The 20,955-nt window shown below is 43.5% G+C and carries 21 protein-coding genes and 3 pseudogenes; 17 read left to right on the plus strand and 7 right to left on the minus strand.

The window, feature by feature from the left end; genetic code table 11:
• Positions 1-36 precede the first annotated feature (36 nt).
• Complete coding sequence (locus F6K53_RS19320) at positions 37-852, plus strand: lipoate--protein ligase family protein (RefSeq protein WP_293025866.1); 816 nt, start codon at positions 37-39, stop codon at positions 850-852.
• On the opposite strand, the gene F6K53_RS19325 is transcribed toward F6K53_RS19320, so the two are convergent.
• Entirely contained in the window at positions 834-1,202 is a 369-nt protein-coding gene (locus tag F6K53_RS19325) for a hypothetical protein (RefSeq protein ID WP_293025868.1), read from the minus strand. The two genes, F6K53_RS19320 and F6K53_RS19325, sit on opposite strands and share 19 nt — an antisense overlap.
• Before the next feature lie 209 nt (positions 1,203-1,411).
• On the opposite strand from F6K53_RS19325, the pseudogene F6K53_RS19330 reads away from it, so the two are divergent.
• From F6K53_RS19330 to F6K53_RS19355, 6 genes and pseudogenes are all read left to right on the plus strand, one after another.
• A pseudogene (locus F6K53_RS19330) lies at positions 1,412-1,639 on the plus strand (response regulator); the annotation flags it as partial.
• Between the two features lie 131 nt (positions 1,640-1,770).
• Positions 1,771-1,896 (plus strand): annotated as a pseudogene (locus F6K53_RS19335) (ISAs1 family transposase); the annotation flags it as partial.
• A gap of 15 nt (positions 1,897-1,911) precedes the next feature.
• Entirely contained in the window at positions 1,912-2,139 is a 228-nt protein-coding gene (locus F6K53_RS19340) for a hypothetical protein (protein ID WP_293025870.1), read from the plus strand.
• 242 nt (positions 2,140-2,381) lie between these two features.
• On the plus strand, positions 2,382-2,702 hold the full coding sequence (locus tag F6K53_RS19345; protein ID WP_293070742.1) for an ISAs1 family transposase: 321 nt from the start codon (positions 2,382-2,384) through the stop codon (positions 2,700-2,702).
• A 543-nt stretch (positions 2,703-3,245) separates the two neighbouring features.
• On the plus strand, positions 3,246-3,761 hold the full coding sequence (locus tag F6K53_RS19350; protein ID WP_293025341.1) for an ATP-binding protein: 516 nt from the start codon (positions 3,246-3,248) through the stop codon (positions 3,759-3,761).
• Positions 3,762-3,777: 16 nt separating this feature from the next.
• On the plus strand, positions 3,778-3,921 hold the full coding sequence (locus F6K53_RS19355) for a hypothetical protein (RefSeq protein ID WP_293025342.1): 144 nt from the start codon (positions 3,778-3,780) through the stop codon (positions 3,919-3,921).
• A 227-nt stretch (positions 3,922-4,148) separates the two neighbouring features.
• Here the strand turns inward: F6K53_RS19355 and proS are convergent, their stop codons facing one another.
• Positions 4,149-5,960: a proline--tRNA ligase gene (gene proS / locus F6K53_RS19360; RefSeq protein ID WP_293070736.1), complete on the minus strand. Its 1,812-nt coding sequence runs from the start codon at positions 5,958-5,960 to the stop codon at positions 4,149-4,151.
• A 414-nt stretch (positions 5,961-6,374) separates the two neighbouring features.
• Here proS and F6K53_RS19365 point away from each other — a divergent pair, with 414 nt between their 5' ends.
• The 9 genes and pseudogenes from F6K53_RS19365 to F6K53_RS19400 all read left to right on the plus strand — a co-directional run bounded on the left by F6K53_RS19365 (position 6,375) and on the right by F6K53_RS19400 (position 15,253).
• Positions 6,375-6,530 carry a hypothetical protein gene (locus F6K53_RS19365; protein WP_293025344.1) on the plus strand — a complete coding sequence of 52 codons (156 nt, stop codon included), beginning with the start codon at positions 6,375-6,377 and terminating at the stop codon, positions 6,528-6,530.
• A 66-nt stretch (positions 6,531-6,596) separates the two neighbouring features.
• On the plus strand, positions 6,597-7,238 hold the full coding sequence (locus F6K53_RS19370) for a hypothetical protein (RefSeq protein ID WP_044491860.1): 642 nt from the start codon (positions 6,597-6,599) through the stop codon (positions 7,236-7,238).
• 91 nt (positions 7,239-7,329) lie between these two features.
• On the plus strand, positions 7,330-8,166 hold the full coding sequence (locus F6K53_RS19375; protein WP_293025345.1) for a pentapeptide repeat-containing protein: 837 nt from the start codon (positions 7,330-7,332) through the stop codon (positions 8,164-8,166).
• A gap of 358 nt (positions 8,167-8,524) precedes the next feature.
• Positions 8,525-9,499 (plus strand): CHAD domain-containing protein, encoded by a 975-nt coding sequence (locus tag F6K53_RS19380; RefSeq protein WP_293025346.1) that lies wholly within the window; start codon positions 8,525-8,527, stop codon positions 9,497-9,499.
• 548 nt (positions 9,500-10,047) lie between these two features.
• Positions 10,048-10,188, plus strand: a complete 141-nt coding sequence (locus tag F6K53_RS19385) for a hypothetical protein (protein ID WP_008177935.1) — start codon at positions 10,048-10,050, stop codon at positions 10,186-10,188.
• Between the two features lie 9 nt (positions 10,189-10,197).
• Entirely contained in the window at positions 10,198-10,668 is a 471-nt protein-coding gene (aroQ, locus tag F6K53_RS19390) for a type II 3-dehydroquinate dehydratase (RefSeq protein WP_293025347.1), read from the plus strand.
• An 80-nt stretch (positions 10,669-10,748) separates the two neighbouring features.
• Positions 10,749-11,708, plus strand: a complete 960-nt coding sequence (locus F6K53_RS19395) for an ADP-ribosylglycohydrolase family protein (RefSeq protein WP_293025348.1) — start codon at positions 10,749-10,751, stop codon at positions 11,706-11,708.
• Between the two features lie 540 nt (positions 11,709-12,248).
• A pseudogene (locus tag F6K53_RS45930) lies at positions 12,249-12,599 on the plus strand (RRXRR domain-containing protein); the annotation flags it as partial.
• A gap of 167 nt (positions 12,600-12,766) precedes the next feature.
• Positions 12,767-15,253: an HDIG domain-containing metalloprotein gene (locus tag F6K53_RS19400; RefSeq protein ID WP_364303714.1), complete on the plus strand. Its 2,487-nt coding sequence runs from the start codon at positions 12,767-12,769 to the stop codon at positions 15,251-15,253.
• 59 nt (positions 15,254-15,312) lie between these two features.
• Here F6K53_RS19400 and F6K53_RS19405 read toward each other — a convergent pair whose 3' ends face one another.
• The 5 genes from F6K53_RS19405 to F6K53_RS19425 all read right to left on the minus strand — a co-directional run bounded on the left by F6K53_RS19405 (position 15,313) and on the right by F6K53_RS19425 (position 19,482).
• Positions 15,313-15,873, minus strand: coding sequence for a 5-formyltetrahydrofolate cyclo-ligase (locus tag F6K53_RS19405; protein WP_293025350.1), 561 nt, complete (start codon positions 15,871-15,873; stop codon positions 15,313-15,315).
• Positions 15,874-16,146: 273 nt separating this feature from the next.
• Positions 16,147-16,878 (minus strand): sugar transferase, encoded by a 732-nt coding sequence (locus F6K53_RS19410; protein ID WP_293025351.1) that lies wholly within the window; start codon positions 16,876-16,878, stop codon positions 16,147-16,149.
• 100 nt (positions 16,879-16,978) lie between these two features.
• Positions 16,979-18,109, minus strand: a complete 1,131-nt coding sequence (locus F6K53_RS19415; protein ID WP_293025352.1) for a glycosyltransferase — start codon at positions 18,107-18,109, stop codon at positions 16,979-16,981.
• Positions 18,110-18,379: 270 nt separating this feature from the next.
• The gene (locus tag F6K53_RS19420; RefSeq protein ID WP_293025353.1) at positions 18,380-18,817 is read right to left on the minus strand and encodes a hypothetical protein; all 438 of its coding nucleotides are present in this window, start codon (positions 18,815-18,817) and stop codon (positions 18,380-18,382) included.
• Between the two features lie 329 nt (positions 18,818-19,146).
• Positions 19,147-19,482 (minus strand): hypothetical protein, encoded by a 336-nt coding sequence (locus F6K53_RS19425; RefSeq protein WP_293025354.1) that lies wholly within the window; start codon positions 19,480-19,482, stop codon positions 19,147-19,149.
• A gap of 504 nt (positions 19,483-19,986) precedes the next feature.
• Here F6K53_RS19425 and F6K53_RS19430 point away from each other — a divergent pair.
• Positions 19,987-20,667, plus strand: a complete 681-nt coding sequence (locus F6K53_RS19430; protein WP_293025355.1) for a hypothetical protein — start codon at positions 19,987-19,989, stop codon at positions 20,665-20,667.
• The last annotated feature ends 288 nt before the right edge of the window (positions 20,668-20,955 follow it).

Here is a 20,955-nt window from a genome sequence, read left to right on the forward strand (position 1 = left end):
TACCAGTTAATCAATTAGCGAACAAATCAGCCAACAATGGCATTGTTTCATACTTCAGACTTACCACTTGAGACTTCTGATAGTTCAGACTTACCACTTCAGAGTTCATCCTGGCGTTTAATTCCCTTACTACAGGCATCAGGGCGGCTTCAGATGGCCATTGACCAGTGGCTACTAGCCCAGCACCAACGGGGAAAACATTCCCCAGTATTGCGATTTTATACCTGGGCATCACCAACCATCTCTCTTGGCTACCATCAACGCCGTTGGCCTGAGTTCTGGGAACAACTCACTTGGGCATCACAACCAGTAGAGCTGGTAAGGCGTCCCAGTGGTGGTAGAGCTGTGCTACATCAGGGAGATTTGACCTATATGGTGGTTAATTCCGGATTGACTGGTAAACGTCTTGATGCCTATCACCAAATTTGTGAGTTTTTGATTCAGGGGTGGCGCTCCCTTGGTGTAGAGTTGCACTATGGTTCAGCTGGACGGGGGTATATTAACAATCCCAACTGTTTCGGGACTGCTACTGGTGCCGATTTAGTGTTAGCAGATGGTTCTAAACTGATTGGTAGTGCTCAATTGCGCCGTGGTAATGTGATTTTGCAGCATGGCTCAATTCGCTTAGAACCAGATGCTCGACTGTATACTCAAGTGTTTGGGGAAGTGCCCCCTCCCTTTCATCTACCCATGGCTCAACAGGGAGATGCCTTAATCAACATTGTGGTGGATGCCCTAACTCATGCTGCTGCTGATTGTTTTGGTGTGGAGTTGGTAGAGAAGCCTTTATCAAATCAGGAGTGGCAAGAAATTCTGGCTTTGGTAAATAGCAATCAGAACAAATCTGGTTGAACACCCATAGTTAAGGCTGATGGGAAAGCAGACAAGGACAGGTTTTTATCATGGGTAATAATCCAGAAATAATCAGGACTTAAGCAAAAGTAGGTAACAAACTCGCTTATGTCTGAAATTACTCCAAGAAACAACTTGGGCGTGATGACTTGTAAGCTCCGAATCCTGTACCGAGCAAAATATACTTCTGGCTCGTTTCTCAATCTTTGACAATAACTGCCATAAATCCCACCTCCTGTCAGTATTTTCCCTGAGGGTAAGTTCAAGGTAAGTTTATATAATCCTAAACAAGCACCTTTTTCAGTAATAGCTTCAAGTATGAACCAGCACAGATGAATCAGGTTACCCATTTTTTTTTCCGGCTTAGGGTTTGCTAACTTTAATAAGTTAACTCATTTATCCAAATCAATTGATAATCACTAACTTTAATCTAATTATAACTCAAAAATATTTGTTTTATTTTAATTAAATTAGGATTAGACATGGTTAAGGGATAATAAATTATAGATATTTTTAAATTTATGAGTAAATCAATTTGTGTTGATAGGATCCTGAAGCAGTGACATACGATCAAGACAAAAATCTCATCTTAGTTGTAGATGATACACCCACCAATTTGTCAGTTATATCCCAGGCTTTGCACAATGCTGGCTTTACGGTTGCTGTGGAAACAGATGGTGAAAGTGCGATTGAACAAGTTAACTATAATCAACCCGATCTAATTCTATTGGACGTAATGATGCCAGGAATTGACGGATTTGAGACTTGCAAAAGACTAAAGGCAACAGGGCAAACGCATCTAAATTAGATTTAAAAATAAGCAAAAAGGTGATAAAAAAACCCAGGTTAAGTTGATAAAAAAAATATGATATCATGACTTCATGACTAATTTTTAATAACTCGTTGGCGTGTCTGACAAGTGCATGGTCTGACTCTCACCAATTAGTCTTAGGACAACATAAAGTTAAGGATAAATCCAATGAAATTACCGCTATCCCTCAATTACTAGAAATGCTATCAATTGAGGGAAGCATAATTACTATAGCAATTCTATAACTGGTGAGGTACAAATATCTAGGTTTTAGGGAGCAGGGAGCAGGGAGCAGGGAGCAGGGAGCAGGGATTAGGAACCCACCCCTAACCCCTCCCAGGAGGGTAGGGCTGTTTCATTCTGGCCAAAAATGGGGAGATGGGGAGATGGGGAGATGGGGAGAATTTTGGACGAATAGTCGTGATTTTGGCCAAATTTATCTAACCATACTCAAAAGCCGAATCACGAATTGTTAGTCATTTGAGTTGATTGAAGCCGGCTAATTAGTCAGATTTTAATGACTAAATTTGGGGATTTTTCGGAAAATTTTGAGCTATCCCCCTATCCCCCTATCCCCCTATCCCCCTATCCCCCTATCTCCTTTTCTCGTTAACTTATTTTTCTTTGAAACAGCCCTGCTCCCAGGAGGGGAAGGCAAGAGTCAAGAGTGAAACAATCTTGTGTACCTCATGAGTCCTAGAAACGCTATATCGATGCAATGGGGTGTCAAAAAGATATTACCTCCCTAATTATTAATAAAAAAGCTGATTATATTTTGGCTCTAAAAGCTAATCAAAAAAATCTTTATGAAGAAGTAAAAACTTGGTTTGATTTAGCTATGAAGTCTGACTTTGTCGGAAAAGACTATAGTTATTATCAAGAAATAGAAAGTGGGCATAATCGAATTGAAAAAAGAGAAGTATGGACGGTGAATGTGTCTAGTTTCACCTGTCTTCATAACCAATCACTATGGACAGGTTTAACCACAATTGTGATGGTTAGAAGCGATGCAGCGCGGTCTTGGGGGTTTCCCCCATGAGCGACTGCATCAAGACAGTGAGCGACGTTTGTGGAATAAAACAACCACTGAAGTTCGTTTTTACATAAGTAGTTTGGAAAATAATGCTGATAAAATTGCTAAAGCTATCCGCAGTCATTGGGGGATTGAAAACAGCTTACATTAGATATTAGATGTCACCTTCTCTGAAGATAGTAGTCGTATTCGCAAGGATAATTCTCCTGAAAACTTGGCTTTACTACGTCGTTTAGCTTTAAATATAATGAAACAAGAAGCCAGCTTTAAAGGAAGTTTAAAGATGAAACGCGCTTCGTGCTGCTATGGACAATAACTATTTAGTCAAAATTTTAGCATCTGCCAGTAAATAACTAGGGACTTGTTAGTCAAGTTTTCTCCAAGAGAATAAGCCAAATATGCACCCAAATTTATGAGTTAACATTTCGGGAAATAAGGGAGGACGCGGTCAAAAATTTTTAGTCAGCTCCAATCGCTTGATTGTTACTAGTTAAAATTGATAAATATAGATTTTTTAAAACTTACTTAAGTTAGATGCGTTTACCCTGATTGATTGAAGAACTGATAACCAATGTGCGTCCTTTATCAGAAAAGAACAACAATACCTTAGAAGTAATCTATTTGAACAACCCTGGCAGAATCCTTACTGACCCCACCAAAATGCGCCAAATCCTGCTTAACTTGCTCAACAACGCTTGTAAATTTACAGAGCATGGAACTGTTAAATTGATAGTCAAAAAGAGTGATGGCACAGCAGAGATTGACGATAAATTTAATTCACCATCTACAATTATTCCTGATCTTGGTCAACACCAAAGAACTAAACCATCAATCACATTTCAAGTCAGTGACACCGGTATTGGCATCAGTCCAGAGCAACATTCAAAGATTTTTGAACCCTTCACTCAGGTAGATGAGTCGGACACCCGCAAGTATGGTGGGGCTGGCTTGGGTTTAGCGATCGCGAAAAAGCTCTGTCATCTGATGGCGGGTCAGATAACTGTGGACAGTGAATTGGGTAAGGGAACGACCTTTACCGTTTCCCTACCCATAGAATTAGTTTAACAATCATTAATCATTAATGATTTTTACCCAATGGTTATCCTTCTATCCCTACACCGAATCCCCTTGGGCAAACAACTTTGGTCAAAAGGCCACGCTAAGCGAACAACCTGCAACCCTCAATCGTGACAGCTCCTACACTGACCCGTTGGGTTCAGTGTAGGCTTCCCAGCCAATCCGGCTATCGCTTAGGAGGCGCTGGGCTTTAAGAACGGACTGCCCTGCCGCTCTGTTTTCTTGGTCTTTTTTTTAAGACTGTTTTGCTGACAAACCAGCATTTTCGGCTTTGTTTACCAGTACTTATATTATAGCAATTCCATCCATACCCTGTGCAAAATTCATCCCACACCTATGCTGCGCATTAGGTGTGGGATGAATTTTGCCGGACAGCTAAACCGTACTTAGAGCTGTATCAATCCACTGCTTTAGGGTGGGTAGCACTTCCTCAAGGGAGAGTTCTGTCGATTTGTGGGTAGCCCGTTCCACCACTTCCACTTTGCCATCTTTAAGCGATCGCCCAGTGACAATCCGGTAGGGAATCCCAATTAAATCAGCATCTTTGAACTTGACCCCAGCTCGTTCGTTGCGGTCATCAAGCAGGGTTTCGATACCTGCTTCATTGAGTTGAGTGTAAAGTTTTTCTGCTGCTGCCATCTGCTGGGTATCTCCCACATTCGGGATCGTGATAATCACATGGTAGGGTGCGATCGCAACTGGCCAGATAATCCCATCCTTGTCATAGGATTGCTCTACAGCTGCTTGAGCTAACCGAGACACTCCCACCCCATAACAGCCCATACATAACGGAATTTCTTCCCCTTGCTCACTGGTGTAGGTAGCCCCCATCGCAGATGAGTATTTCGTCCCCAACTGGAAAATATGGCCAACTTCAATTCCGCGAGCGCTTCGTAGGGTTTGATTCGGGTCATGGATGGCGCGATCGCCTGGACTAGCCTTACGGACATCCACCACTAGCTTCGGTAACTGGAATTGCTCACCCCAATTGGCACCAACTACGTGATAGCCTGACTCATTAGAACCAGTAGTAAAGTTTTTCAGTTCCACTGCTGTTTGATCTACCAACCGCAAAAACTGAGGCGCAATATTTTTCGTTGGTTTGATGTAATCATCTGCCAAATCAGGTGCCATGTAACCCAAAGGTAGAGGTTTCGATGCCCATTTTTCCTGGGTAGCCACCTCTGGTACCGTCAGAGCTAAAACCGTTGTGGCATCGTATTGGTCTGCCAATTTCACCAATTCATTCTGTAACTTCACCTCATTTACATCTTGATCCCCCCGAATGCTCACCAAAACCAACACCGTCATCCCGTTGTCATAGACAATTTGGTAAAGAACATTTTTAACCACACTAGTGGCAGAGCACTTCAGGAATTGACAGAGGGTGTTAATAGTTGAGGTGTTTGGAGTTTCTAGCTTTTCATAAGTGTTATAGGGTGAGGGCTCTAGGTCTGGTGGTAGGGAAACCGCTTTTTCTACATTGGCAGAATACTTGCCATCCTCCGTGTAGAGAATCTCGTCTTCCCCAGCATCAGCCAGAACCATAAATTCTTGAGAACCCGAACCCCCAATCGCCCCAGAGTCAGCCTCAACCGCTCTAAACTCCAAACCACTGCGGCTAAACATATTTCGATAGGCTTGATCCATCGCCTGATAAGTCTTTTTCAGGCTTTCGTGATCGGTATGGAAGGAGTATGCATCCTTCATAATGAATTCCCGTCCCCGCATCAGGCCAAATCGGGGGCGAATTTCATCTCGGAACTTAGTTTGAATTTGATACAGGTTTAGAGGTAATTGCCGATAGGAGCGAATCATGTCCTTAGCAACAGTAGTGATTACCTCTTCATGGGTTGGTCCAAGTCCCAATTCTCGCTTTTGTCGGTCAATCAGAGCAAACATAATGCCCTCAGCTTTCGTATAGGTGTCCCAACGACCCGATTCTTTCCACAGCTCAGACGGTTGTAGCTGAGGCAGTAGACACTCTTGAGCACCTGTGGCATCCATTTCCTCCCGCACAATCTGAGAAACTTTTTTTAGGACACGCCACATCATTGGTAAATAGGCGTAGATGCCACTGCCAATACGTCGAATATAACCCGCACGGAGCAAAAGTTTATGGCTAGGGATTTCTGCTTCCACTGGGTCTTCCCGCAGTGTCACCAACAGCATCTGAGACAGTCGCATTACTTACTTCCTTTTTAGACCAAACTACCATTATCTCATCAGTTTAAAACTTTCATCAACAGTATGTCAGCCAGGATTGACAAACTATTCACCCTCTGAGAAGGTATTTGATTATATGCTAGTTTCTAATTTAATTTAAATTACCATAATCGTGGTTATAAACGTTTTAGCTGGCGAAGTTTTACATTTCCTTGGTTTCATTAGTTAACATATTTCCATCTGAGCTTTAAAAAAGGCTCGTGGTGATGGTATTGTTAAGGTTTTTAAAAAATCTAGAATTTTTTGATATTTCCAGCTTTGATATAACTCTGAATTATAGCAGTATAAATACCAGTTATAGATTTTATAAACAGTCATACTTTTTAAGTAAAAATGATATTAATTTTTAGATAAACACAACAATAAAATCTTTCGTTGCTTGTCATAATTGCTGTTGATGTCTATGAACAAAAGCTCGAGCAACCCATCTGCCCCCCCAGAGAATATACCCTAGATGAATTACTAGCCAATGAAGTCGAAATCAGTGAAGAGGTTCACTGGGGTAAAGCAGAAGGTCGAGAGGTGTGGTAGGCTTCTTTGAGTGCGAATTACCTTTTGGACAACTTCTAGTCAGCAAAAAAGGAACAGATATAAACTTTGGGTATTGAACTACGCAGTTACGTATACATAGACAGCTTGCAGCCTCAGCACGCCGCTTACATGGGAACAGTAGCGTTAGGATTTTTGCCCTTACCAGGAGATACCTCCCTTTGGATTGAAATCTCACCAGGTATTGAAATTAACCGGATTACCGATATTGCCCTCAAATCCACTGCCGTGCGTCCAGGAGTGCTGGTGGTCGAACGGCTTTACGGACTTCTAGAGGTGCATGCTAATAAACAAGGGGAAACCCGTACAGCTGGCAAAGCAATTTTAGACGCACTGGGCGTCCGGGAACAGGATCGGCTCAAACCTCGGGTCATTTCTAGCCAAATTATCCGTAACATTGATGCCCACCAGACCCAGTTAATTAATCGCACACGGCGGGGTCAAATGTTGCTAGCAGGGCAAACCCTATATGTATTAGAAGTTGAGCCAGCTGCCTATGCTGCCCTAGCTGCCAATGAAGCAGAGAAATCTGCCTTAATTAACATCTTACAAATTAGTGCAGTGGGCAGCTTTGGACGCCTCTACCTAGGTGGAGAAGAACGGGATATATTAGCAGCGTCTCAGGCAGCGCTGACAGCTATTGAAAGCGTGAGTGGTCGTGAACATCCTGCTGCCAAGCGCAAGGAATAGAAAGGAATTCTTCCTGAGCTGATCCCTTAATGTAGTGCCATTGGGTTAAAGTCTTTGTTGGCACCGCTACATAATGTGAAGGAGAACCTCAATGGCCAATATAGAACATCTTGCTCTACTCAAACAAGATCCATTGAGATGGACAGAATGGAGAAAGACAAATCTAGATCTAGAACCAGACCTTAGCGAAGTTAACCTCAATGGGGCTAACTTTGAAAGGGTAAACTTAGCAAAAGCTAACCTAAAAAAGGCAAATCTAGGCAATATTAAACTGATTAGCGCTAACCTCAGCCAAGCTAACCTCAGTAATGCCAACCTCCAAGATGCTGAACTGATCAAAGCTAAACTGATCTCGGCAGAGCTAATTGGGACTAAACTTATAGCAGCTAACCTGATCAGGGCTGACCTAAATGGTGCCAATTTAATTGGGGCTGACTTGACCCTAGCTAACCTCATGGAAGCTGATTTGAGTAATGCTAACCTAATTGGCACTAGCTTGCTCAAAGCTAATCTCTCAGAAGCAGATTTAAGTGGGGCAAAGCTAAGACGGACTAACCTGGTTGAGGCTAACCTTATGGCTGCTAATCTCTGCCATGCTAATCTGAGCAATGCTAATCTTCATCAAGCTGAACTGCTTGGGGCTTACCTATACAAAGCTGAGTGTCGAGGGGCTAACCTAGCAGAAGCTCACCTTAGTGGAAGCTATCTGTTTGGAGCTAACCTAGCAGAGGCAGACCTTTACAGGGTTGACATTAGATGGGCGAACCTTACTAAAGCAAATTTAAGCGGGTCTAACCTGACTACAGCTAAGCTCAGGGGCGCTAACCTCAGTAAAGCTAACTTAACTGGGGCTACTATCATTGAAGCTGAACTAAGCCAAGTTAATCTAAGGGAAACAATTATGCCTGATGGAACCATCCATCCTTAGATCACCACATCTGATCACACTCAATCAAACCTTCGATTAATCAGTTAGTGCTGCCAATATCATCCAACAGACAAAATCGACCAGACACCGATGAGTCATGCCCAACCGCCCCTAGAATTTATCCGACAAGCTATAGTTGACCTGACTCATGAGCTGCAAACCTCTATGCAAAGTCTGATCATAACTTGACAATATTCTCTGAATAAGTAATAATACAAAACATTATTTTTATCCTTAACGTAAAGTTAATCAAAGTGGGCTTTTGGTTAACTTTAGGTAAAGGTTTGGACTGTGACTATCCTGAGTCCACTCAACCTCAATCTCAAGAGTCTGGCTTGCTAGACGTCAGACTGGGACGATGAACAAACTAGTATTACCCCAAAGCAAAACCATTGGAGAATGGAGTTATCTGGGAATTGAGAAACACTTCCAGAAAATGCTTAGTCACGAAGCCGCCGTTCTCCAAGATCGAGATCCAGAACAGCTGCACCAAATGCGTATCGGAATGCGGCGCTTGCGTACCGCCGTCACTAGTTTTACCCCTGCCTTAGACTTGCCCAAAGCAGCCTCTGAAAAACAGATTGGTAAGATTGCCCGTATTTTAGGCAGTCTTCGAGATCTAGATGTCCTCCAAGAAACCCTCCACAAAGGTTACCAACCCAAGTTACCCACCAAAGAACGGAAAGCATTGAAGCAAGCTTACGTTTACTTGGAAAAAAAGCGGTGCAAAGCTTTAACACAAGTTCGGGAAGCTCTGCAAGGTAAGCCACACCAAAAGCTTAAGCAAACCTTAAAACGGTGGCTCAAAAAACCCACCTATAAAGAAATGGCTCAGATGCCAGCGGCTGCGGTATTACCTGATTTACTCTTACCCATTGTCAGCCGCCTGTTACTCCACCCCGCTTGGCTAGTGGGCGTTGATCTTCAGGATACTGGTAGCCAAACTCCCAAGCAGCTGAAACCAGCAGCAGTTGAGTCATTGCTAGCCATTCGTGGAGCAATGATTCACGATCTACGTAAGCAAGCCAAGCGGGTGCGTTACCAAATGAATCTATTTACTGAACTATATAGTCCTACCTATAAGGACTATGTGGAAGATATGAAGCAAATTCAAGGCATCTTAGGTGATATTCAGGACAGTATGGTTTTAGACGAATTCTTAAACTCTGTCTTTGACTCAGACCTAAAACATAAGGCTCCCCAGCTGGCTCAGTTACTACAGGCCAACCGCTACAAATCATGGCAGCAGTGGCAAACCTTACAACAGAATTATTTGAAGCCCGAAACCAGGCAAGCCTTTCGCCAAATATTACTGACTGAGTCAGGCAACTGATAGGTCTGATGCTGGTGAGGGTATAAACACGGTTAATGTATCTTGGTTGAATGAATTGTATAAAATGTGCTAGCCTTAGTAACATAATAGATACAACACTTTGTTCTTTTTGCTTTCTCAGAGTCATGGTCAAGGCAAAAACCTTTAGGCAAGACTGATTCCCTTGCTGAGCTGCTCAAAAAGCAGTGATGGTTTTTAACCTGTTAGGGCTAGCCACTGTTGACGATTTTCTACAAATATCTTGCAGTATCTACAAAAATAGGTTAGACTTTGATTAGGAATCTAGTGTCATTGAAAACATTCTGTAACTTGAATTGAAGCCGAAAACCAAAGCTTTAATGATAGTGGTTGCGTTTTCTATTAAACACAGATTTATGCGCCAAGAGCGGAACAAAACCTATCTTGGCCTTGGGAGATACCCCCTGGCTGCGAGAGCAGCTTGCATTAGTGGGCTAAAATCTGCAAAGTAGATTTTGGTAGCTAAAAAGTATCGGAACTGAAAGTGTAAAAGAAAAGATACAAGTGGTCTTATAGGAGCTTTTTGCTTGATGGACTATATAGAAAAGGTTTTGGAAAAAATTCAAGAATGGGCGCGCAAACTTATTGAAGCGCTATTAGGTCCTGAGGCTCAGCCTGAACCAGAACCAATACCCATTCCTGTTAATGACCCAAGGTGTCGTCGGAATTAGATAGTTATTGTGTCCGGTGATCCTCGAAAACGTCTAAGTATCCTGGTTCTCCATGGTCCCAATCTTAATTTACTGGGACAGCGAGAACCACGTATTTATGGATCTGTAACCTTGGATGAGATTAACTATCTCCTAGAGCAAGAAGGGCAAAGGCTTGAGGCAAGCGTGACAGCCTTGCAGTCTAATCATGAAGGTATCTTAGTCGATAGGATACATGGAGCTTTAGGAAACCACGAGGGGATTTTAATTAATGCTGGTGCTTATACCCATACCAGTGTGGCTATTCGAGATGCAATAGCTGCGGTAGCCTTGCCAACTGTAGAAGTTCATCTGAGCAACATCTATAAACGAGAAGCCTTTAGACATCATTCGTTAATGGCACCAGTGGTAGTCGGTCAGATTAGTGGTTTTGGAGCTAACAGCTATAGACTGGGGTTACAGGCTCTAGTTCTTACATTGAGAAAATCGATTGGTAATTAAAATCGAAAAGGTGATGGGTGCTGCCTTGCGGGTTGAAAAAGGCAATTTAAAAGCACAGTAGATTTCTTGACAAAATATGGATGCGGTACTCACTTTTGAACCGATTTAGAGGTGCCTTGTTAGGTAGCCTTGTGGGAGAAATCCTGGCTGGGAGTGGCTGCCAAAAGTTACCACCAGCTCAAGTAAGATTTCGACCGCTTTCCCTTGGGGATGCTGGTCTGAGTAAGGCGATTTCCGATTGGAGCAAGATTGCTACTTGTGGTATTGAAAGTTTGATTCGCTGTGGCAACCTCGATTTAGGAGATTGGTTAGTTCACTGTGAAAAGGCTCAACCCTCTATCCTTTCATTAAAAGGGACTGCCAACAGTAGCGAAGCAGCAGTAGCAACCTTACCAATAGCATTATTTTTTCATGAAGATGAAGTCAAGTTGCGCCAAAAGCTGCTACAGGCGGCAGCAATTTGGCAAAATGATTCTCAAAGGTTTGAGAGTGTCTTGACAATAGCTTGGGCAATAGCGATCGCTCTTACCGAAAAACTTGACTGCCCTAACCTGATTTCCCGAATCATTGCCTACCTAGGGAACTATGAAAATCAAAATACCTGGGTGGAACAATTGGAACAATTACAAAGTCTACTGGAGCTTGGGGCAAGTTTAGAACAAACTGTTATCCAGCTGCGTCGAGAGCAAAGGCGTAGAAATGAGTCTGAGGATGACTGCTCTTTATCGATTGCCTTAGCATTGTACTGTTTCCTAAACACCCCAGAAGATTTTCGCCTCTGTGTAACTCGTGCAGCTCTTACAGGCTATCAATCACAAACTACTGCTGCCTTAACAGGTGCTTTAGCTGGTGCCTATAACGGTATCATCAGTATTCCAGTGCCCTGGCTGGTGGCTCTTAACCTCAACATTACTGGGGTTGACCCATGGCAATTAGCAGACCAGTTGTTGGCAGTGTGGTCAGGTGTATATGACGTTTCAGCGATAGCTCAGTTTCAGAAGCTAGCTGTGGTAGCACCAAGGGTGATCGGATCTCGATAAGCTGTTCAATCAAAGGACTTTCAAACCAAAAATGAAGTTTTACCTACAAGGGGCTGTAGCCTGAAACGTGATGGTAGATAAAATTTTCATGGCCTGTGTTGCACCCGTGGTGTTGAATTTGCTACCACAGCTATAGGTAAAACTAATATAAACCAGTTAAACTAAGATGATCTAAAAAAAACACTGGCTTCTGAGTTTTGTAAACTAAAAATCAGTCAAGTCTGGAATTATATTCTGTTACTGACCCCGCAATAAAGGGTGCTTATGGGGTAAGACTTAAGCCTAAGTGTGACTAGACGATTGAGCCTAATCCTGGTAAGAACTTCCAGCCACAACCCCTAAGCTGGAGTATCTGCAAGACTGCTTACTTCAGTCGCGGTTAAGGATCGGAATCATCAAGGTGCGCGCCTCCTAGGCCGCGAGCAATCCCTCGCGGCCTAGGGTGGCACCGCTTGGATTAGGTGGTCAAGGGGACTTACAACTCCATGATTGAGGATTATCTCAATGCGAGTAGCTATTTGATCACCAACTCGACAGCAACTAATGCCAATTACCCCAAGTTCCCCTAGGGAATCGATTAAAGAAAGAAAAGCTAAAGTTGTAAATAATGACGTAGGCGTATTTACGGTGAAGTTGGTCTGTGAATCATCTGGAAGTCAAACCCAAGCAATAGCCATGGGAATTGACCAAGGTAACCACGAAACCATAATCGGCGTAAAGTCAGTCTATACCACTTTAATAAAGTTTTCTGTTCGTAAACTCCAGTTACTGTTACAGTATACAAGGCGTGATTGTAACTGGAAGTTTCCCACGCAACCTGCGCTCTACCCATGTCAAATGAGTGGATTTAAAATGAGTGGAGGAAAACTTTCCAGTGTTTTTTATGAATAATCAATAAATGTAGATGTCTTTAAGCAAAATGCCACCACCACACAGCAAATTGTGAGCAGACCGCTACTGTTACCAGACATTGCCATTCTTGTGCTATGAAAACGTTAAATTCGCTGACGCAGCCGATCACGCAATTACGGCGAACATCTCAGCACCTTCGCAGTTTTTTGGGATTTAACTCCTCTAGTGCTGCCAAATCCTCAGTTAGCCAATCACAGCAGGAGAATTTAAAAGGACAATCTCTACAGCTCACAGAGTCTCCAAGGCATGGTGAAGGCAGTTCCACTAGCCTAACTTCAGGAAAAAATTGGGGCAAAAGCCAGCATCAACTTCAACAGAAAATTACTCTACCTGTAATGTGGACTTTAGCAGTGGTTTCCCTGACCAGTGTTATGGGAGGGCGCTTTTACAATCAGCCACAGCTAGGTGAAGACACAGTAGCACCACAGACAATCCGGGCACCATTCGATGCTCTGGTTGAGGACTCTAAGACGACGGCTGAGAGACGCAAAGAAGCTCAAAGAGGTGCTCAACCAGTTTTGATGATTGACCAATCTGTTACAGAAAGAATTTATCAAAATCTTGAGCAGTCTCTGGACGCTGTGGAAGAACTGCGCACTAACAGCGGTGTTTTTCCTTTTGTAAAGACTGATGTACTATCCATCGCCACCCAGCGGTATCTGCGGCAAAGTAAGGAATGGGAATGGCGGGCTATCTTGGCATTTTCAGATATCGATAACCATGGCAACGGGTTTGATGCTGAAGCCAAACCACCTACTCCGGCAGAAAATTCATTAAATAAAGCTTTTGTTGAGGCAGTAAGTGAACTGCAAAGCTACCGTCAAAAGTCTTCTGAACAAGAGTTCTCAGCTCTGATTGAGTCAATATCTGCTGCTCGGCAACAGTACGCTCAGGTGTTGCCTCAGCTGTCACAATACCTTAGCCCTGAATTCAGTAGCCTAGATGATGTTTCCGTACTGGATCTATCAGATCAAGATTGGCAAAAAACCCGCATAGTCATTAAGCAGGCTGCTAGTCGCATCCTGACCCAAGGTATTGTTCCAGGATTACCACCAAATCTGATCCAAGAGACCGTGAAGGTAAACTTGACTAGCCTTATGCCCCAGGAAGCTCAACCACTAGCCAAGTATTTACTAGTCAGAGTTTTAGAACCCAACTTGATCGAAAATAAGGAATTAACCAAGCTCATAGCAGAACAGGCAGCAGAAAAAGTGGAACCAATGATGGTTTCAGTGCGTAAAGGAGATGTGATTGTAACCGCAGGCGAAACCATCACTCAAACAGAATTTGTACTACTGGATTATTTTGACTTAAGCCGTCGAGGAATTAACTGGCTGGGTTTGATGGGATTTGGTGGTTTGGTTACTACTACGGTGGGCATTTTTGCCTTAGTGCAACGGCGAGTTCACCCTAAATGGAGGCGGCGGGACTACATTTTGGTATTGCTACTGACCCTGAGTATGCCAATATCAATACTTTTCAAGAGTCCCTTCTTCGAGATTCCCTACACTATGCCTGCTATTGGTTTGTTAGTAGGGAACTTTTATGGGTCTACCATGGGCGTGACAGTGGTGGTTTTACTGACAGGCTTAGTGACCTTTAGTATGGAAGTCACTGGAGAACAAGTACTGGCAAATGTTGCTGGTGGTTTACTGGGTGCCTTGATGGCAGGACGAATGCGATCGCGAGAGGAATTGGCTCTGCTCGGAGTTGGGGTGGGCTTAACTCAAGGTGTGGTTTCCCTGATTATCAATCTGATTATTAGTGCCACGGCTAGTACAATTTGGTCTGCAGTTCTGCCAGGAGCTTTGTTATTAGGTTTATCTGGGTTAGCTTGGAGTATTGTCGCCCTGGGGCTATCACCTTACCTGGAACGTTTGTTTGACCTGGTAACACCAATTCGTCTGGCAGAATTGTCTAATCCCAACCGTCCTCTGCTCAAGCGTCTAGCTACTGAGGCACCTGGAACGTTTCAACATACTCTGTTTGTTGCTTCTTTGGCAGAAGCAGCGGCTCAAGAACTCCATTGTAATGTGGAACTGGTTCGGGCAGGTACGCTCTACCATGACATTGGTAAAATGCACGATCCGTTAGGGTTTATAGAAAATCAAATGGGTGGTCCGAACAAGCATGATGAGATTAATGATCCTTTCAAGAGTGCTGAAATTATCAAAAAGCACGTTACCGAAGGACTGGTTATGGCTCGTAAGCACCAGTTACCCAAGGCAGTGCGGGACTTTATCCCAGAACATCAAGGGAAATTGCTGATTTCCTATTTTTATTTCCAGGCTCAGCAAAAAGCCCAACTCGAAGGTACTGGGTCTGTGGACGAGTCATATTTTCGTTATGACGGTCCAATTCCCCAGTCCCAGGAAACTGGTGTAGTTATGTTAGCTGACGCCTGTGAAGCGGCTCTACGCTCACTCAAAGAGGTTACTCCGGAAACGGCTCTTACGGTGGTCAATAAAATTCTCAAAGCTCGCTGGCAGGACAACCAATTAGTGGATTCTGGGCTAACCCGACAGGATTTATCAAAAATTGCCCAAGTCTTCATCAGAGTTTGGCAACAATATAATCACCAACGTATTGCTTATCCAAAGGGAGCACTTAATTGTCAGTCGTCTCCTAAATGAAGTACGAAGTCTCCAGTTTTTGTAGACAAAGAGTATTAAACAGTATAAAACACAGAATTTCAGATCTGTTCCACCTTCTTGAATCCTGTTTCTGTACAAACACTGTGCAAGTCTTTATCCCACTGATCAATGGGTAGTTGAGGTATATAGGCAAATTCAAATACAATGCCGATCCTAGGAATAGAATCCCACTCTGGTGAATTAAGCAATCGGTCATAGAAACCACCACCGTAGCCCAAACGATACCCCCGCTGGTCACAAGCCACAGCGGGGACAAGGATTAAATTCACATCCTTTGGCTCTAGGCTGGTAGAATTAGGTAATGGTTCTAAAATACCGTAATTTCCTTTTTGCAAGGGTTCGCCCGCCTTCCAGGTATGCCATAAGAGAGATTTTCCCACACATCTCGGTAGTCCCCAACAGTGCTTAGTGTCTGTAAATAGGGGACTTAGATCTGGTTCTTTTCGAAAACTGAAATAGGCTAAGACTGTTTGTGGCTGGGTCACTAGGACGCCAGATTGCAGATGGGTACAAATGCGATCGCTTTTTTGCCGCCATTCTTCTACAGACATAGACTGGCGCTTTTGAAGCAGGGATCGGCGTAGTTCTGCTTTGTTCATCTGATCTTCCCTCCGCTTTGATAGGGCGATCATATCAACAAACTATGCTGATAGTGGGTAATCATACCGAGTTGCATTTATAGGTAGTAGATAGGAGCTTGTTTACTCCCATCTCCCCATTCCGTTCAATTGAGCCCTTAAGCAATAAATAATAGGTTAAATAATAGGTTTGAGAGCAACTTGGTATCAGTAATGGGTAATTGGCAACTGGGCTTATTACCCATTACCCATTACCCATTACCTAATCTCTCCTCTAGCAGGTACCAGTTACCTCTAGTAAGCACCGTTATTTTTGGGAAAAATAATAACACCAATGGTTTTCAATATGATCCATAAATCCAGCCAAAAATTCCGGAAACTGACATAGTAAACATCAATTTGCACACGGCGGTGGTAAGGTATGTCATTGCGTCCAGAAACCTGCCATAAGCCAGTAATTCCGGGTCGAATTCTCAAGACTTTATCCATGTGACGCCCGTATTTGGGCAATTCCTCTGGCACTAACGGTCTTGGACCAACCACACTCATCTGTCCGTTGAGTACATTCCAGAACTGAGGAAACTCATCTAAGCTAGTCAGCCGTAGAAATTTTCCAATTCCAGTAATTCGAGGATCATCCTTGAGCTTGTAATTATCCTGAAATTCCTCTCGTATCTGAGGGGATTTTTCGATCATCTCTAGCAACATTTCGTCTGCATTTTCCACCATAGTTCTGAATTTCAGGCAAGCAAAAGGTTTGTAGTCTTTACCCACCCGCTCCTGAACATAAAAAATTGGTCCAGGTGAGCTGATCATAATTAGCAATGCCAGTAGCAGGTAAACGGGAAAAAACGAAATCAGAACTGATAGGGAAAAGGTAACATCAAACAGTCGCTTGGCAAAATTTCCGTCTAAGCGATAGCGAGTCAGATTCTTGTGTATACGACGTGAAGCGAGGGGCTGAAAACCTCGCTTCACGAATGCTCGCAATATCTTGACGGAGTTAAGTTGGCTTTCGGCAGTCATCTCACTCCTTCAATTCACACCACACGTCATAATCATAAAGCTACGAGACACTCGCTATAGCCCATAGCCAGCTCGGATATTTAATTTTTTACCAGAGAAATTAAAACTGGTAGTCTTGATAACACTTTTCCAGAAATGTCAGGTAGCGATCAGCAAAAATGTTGGGGGCAAATTTGGCAGCGTTTAACCGGCTCGCTTCCCGATTAAACTTTCCTGCCAAGGTCTCAAAGGTTTCCATGGCTTCAATCAAAGCCTCTGAGCTTTGGTCTGGAAACAATAGACCTGTACCACTGTCTAAATGTTGCCGAATATCTAGAACTGTTTCTAGTGCCCCACCAGCACCATAGGCAATCACCGGCGTACCACAAGCTTGGGCTTCCACCAGGGCAATGCCGAAATCCTCACAGGCAGCATAGACAAACCCTTTAGCTTTAGCCATATACTGCTCAACCACCTGATTGGGTTGAAATCCCAAAAATTTTACATTCTTGTGAGCCAAGTTGCGAATCCCTGCTAAATCTGAGCCATCACCAATCACCACTAGAGGGTATCCCAGTTGATTAAAAGCTTGAACAATTAAAGATACTTGTTTGTAACTTACTATCCGGGAAACGGTCAGATAAAAATCTTCTTTTTCTTCCTGGAAAGGAAAACGTTCAATATTAACCGGTGGGTAAATCACTTCAGCCCTACGCCGATAGCAGCGCCAGATCCGCCGTGCTGTGTGATGAGAGTTGGCAATAAAGTAATCCACCCGATTTGCTGTAATCACGTCCCACTGACGTAACCGATGAAGCAGATAGCGAGTGATCAACCCTGGAAAACCCTGTCCCATAGCACTACTGCGCAAATAATCAAACGTCAAGTCCCAGGCATAACGCATGGGCGTATGGCAGTAGCAGATATGCAGTTGTTGGGGACTAGTAAGGACACCCTTGGCAACAGCATGGGAAGAGGAGAGAATAACATCATACTCCCCTAGTTCCAGCTGTTCAATCGCTAAGGGTAGCAGCGGCAGATATTTCTGAACCCCGTTACGAGCGAAGGGTAAGTTCTGTAGGAAGGTTGTGCCAATAGAACGCTGATATAGATAACTCTGGGGATTGGTTGATTCAAAATCAATCAGGGCGTACAGGTCGGCATCAATGTGTTTGAGTATTTCTTGAACTACCAGTTCCGAGCCACCAGTTGCTTTGGGAGTCAACCACTCATGAACCAAGGCATATTTCATGAGATATCAACGGCAGATTGTTTAAATATACTAATAGCAGTACTTGACAAACGAAACATACCATAGACTTCAATGGTAAATTTACGATAGACCTAGCAGATACGGTATTTTGGGTATTGCCTAAGCAGGATATAAAAATATAGGGTTTTTCAGCTGCGCTCTAGACGGCGATTCTATAGCGCAGTCAGCCCGCCACAAGAAATCTAAACAACCTGTCTGGCAATACAGACGTCGAGGTAATAATAGGGTTTTATTAATTGTTTCAACCCCCTAGTTAGCTGAGCAATAGGTATTAATATCCGCCACTAATTTTGGTTCTGGGGTGGTGGCTTTCTGCAAATTGCTCAAGGCTTCCTCAGCAGCTGAGCGGTCTTGCTTCTTAAAAGCCTCTACAAAGTCGCGAGTCGCCTTGCTGGTATTGCGATACATCTTAATAAAACCAGCTTGATAGTCTTGGAGCTGTTCGTCCTTAACTATTATCGATTCCATGTCTTGAGATGCCCCCTCCATAGCATCAGCTGCCTGGAGCATTGCCTCGGGATCGCTTGATTCTCCACCATTAGTCAGGGTTTTAGCTTCTTCAACTGCCTGGTTCGCCACTTCAATAATCTTCTGACATTCAACTTTTTGGCCACTACAGCTAACGGTCAATAAGCTCATGAGTACACTCACCGTAACAAGGAGGAAGTACCGCGTTGGAAAATGCATTAATGCTCTCCTAATCAGTTTTGGGTACTCTCGTTGTGGTAGCATATTTTTACCATGCTGAAAAGCTTTAGCTTGAATTCCACAACACTCCACTCTTCAATGCACGGCGCTCAGAGTCAGGATAGGGTGAGCGGGTGGGTCTAGGCTGACATTGAGCAATTTATTGTCAATAAACCTGTAAATAATCCCCAAAAGTTTTGAGCGGTTTTGACAGGCGAAAGTATGGTAAAAAAGGGCTTTAGCCTTCTTGTAACCGCACAGCCGTTCGCTGACACCCCATACCCAGTCTCAATAGACAAGCTTGGTGCTTAAATCAAGGGCAAGGAAGGTCAGTGTTCCCCTGTTTCAATAGCTGCAGCAAGCTTTTGCAAGGTTTGTGTGACTTGCTCAAGCTGTTTTAGAGACTCATTTTGAGTTTCTGCCAAGGTTTGCACCGCATCACTGAGAGCAAAAAGCTGGTAGCCTTGTTGTTGAACTTGCTGCCCTTGGTTTTGTACTTGAATGACAAAGTTATCGACCCGGTCAGCTAGACGGTCTATGGTTTCGGTAGTGGCAAGTACTGCCTCTCCGATTTGTCCAACAATTAATTCCAAACGACTGATGCGGTTTTCCACCGTCAGAGACTCTTGTATGGTAGGAGTCGTGTTGTATGTAGTGTTTCCCATTTGAGCTGGTTTATCCACCGGCAACGTTTTCAATCAAACAAACATCAATATCGGCCATCAATATCGGCCATCAATATCGGCGCGAGACAGATAGACATGGAGTATGAAGTCTTGCCTAGTCTGCTATTAAATGGGGTCAGATCCGAATATCCCCTCTTAATTCGCCAAGAGTATTCTATGATTATTGGTTGAACTAGCAAAATTTCAACCCCTTTGACAGAAAACGTTTCCTAGTTTGATCGCACTCACACCAATTTCAAAGTGACGCTTTTCAGCCAATGGCAAGTATAATGCCGGTGTTAAGGCAATTCAGACTGGGGTGATTTACCTGTTGAGAGATTCCTCAAACTGAGCATGTCCCCCCAATTTGAGGGATGTATGCCTATCAAATTACCACAGTTTATCAATTAGCCGAATACGACTAGCCGGATAGGACGTTGAGTTGTCGGATCAAACTTCCACAACAAACAGCTAACGGTCAAAAACTTACAATGGTATTCACTTATGCAACTACTATTTCTAGTCCTGCTATGGGTAGTGCTTGGATTTTTGCTCGCCAAGCTGCTGCTCGAAATCATCCCTAAACAGTATTTCACCTGGCTTGGGGGTTTTTTGGTTTTTGCCATCATTGTCCTGCTGTTTTTCCGCCCAAACAATGCCCTGGTTTCACCGATATGGACAATTCTCTCACTTCCCTTTCAACCATTGGGCTTAGCACTTGTGCTGTGGTTCCTAGGAGCAATGCGAATTAAAGGTGACAATATCTCTAACCCAGGACCTACCTTGATTTGGACAGGATTTTTTGTCTTGCTTGTGGCCAGCACCCCTTTTCTATCTAATCGGCTGGCTCAACTTCTCGGGCCTGGAGTCGTTCAAAACCAACCTGCGGTTCAAATGGCGAAAACAATTGGGTGGCAGGAGGAAACCCTCACTGCATTTGTCCCCAATGGGGAATCAATTCAGCTTACTACTAATGCTAGTCCTTTCCCTAGGGACGCTGTGTTGGCTCAACTTGTTCCACCCAATCAAGCCATTGGCATCCGAGCTTTTATTCCTTCTATCGGAGCCCTTGAGCAGACTACCGGGGTAATTAACACCTTCTTTAGCAATATTTTGTTCCAACTACGAGGAGGACGAGTTACCGGCACAGAAGTTGAATCGCCGACCGCAAGAGATGTTTCTTGACATATAGAGGTGCAACTATTAGCCTTATAGCTATCTAAACCTTGTCAAACACTATTCATTGTTTTACACTGAAATAAGTTAGTAACTTGTTTAACAAGGGAACACTACCGCCCAACGAAGAACTAAAAGCTGATAAGCTGGTCGTAAGTTAAGCGACGTAAAATAATGGACTGAGTGAAGTTACAGTGCGGTTTGAGAGTAGGCCGAGAGCCTCCATCAATAAAATTAGCGCAATGCTTTTGGCATTGCTTTGTCGGCAACAACCATTAGTTTTCACGCTTTGCTATA

Origin of the sequence: Moorena sp. SIO4A1 (genome assembly GCF_010672065.1) — a bacterium.
Lineage (GTDB): Bacteria > Cyanobacteriota > Cyanobacteriia > Cyanobacteriales > Coleofasciculaceae > Moorena.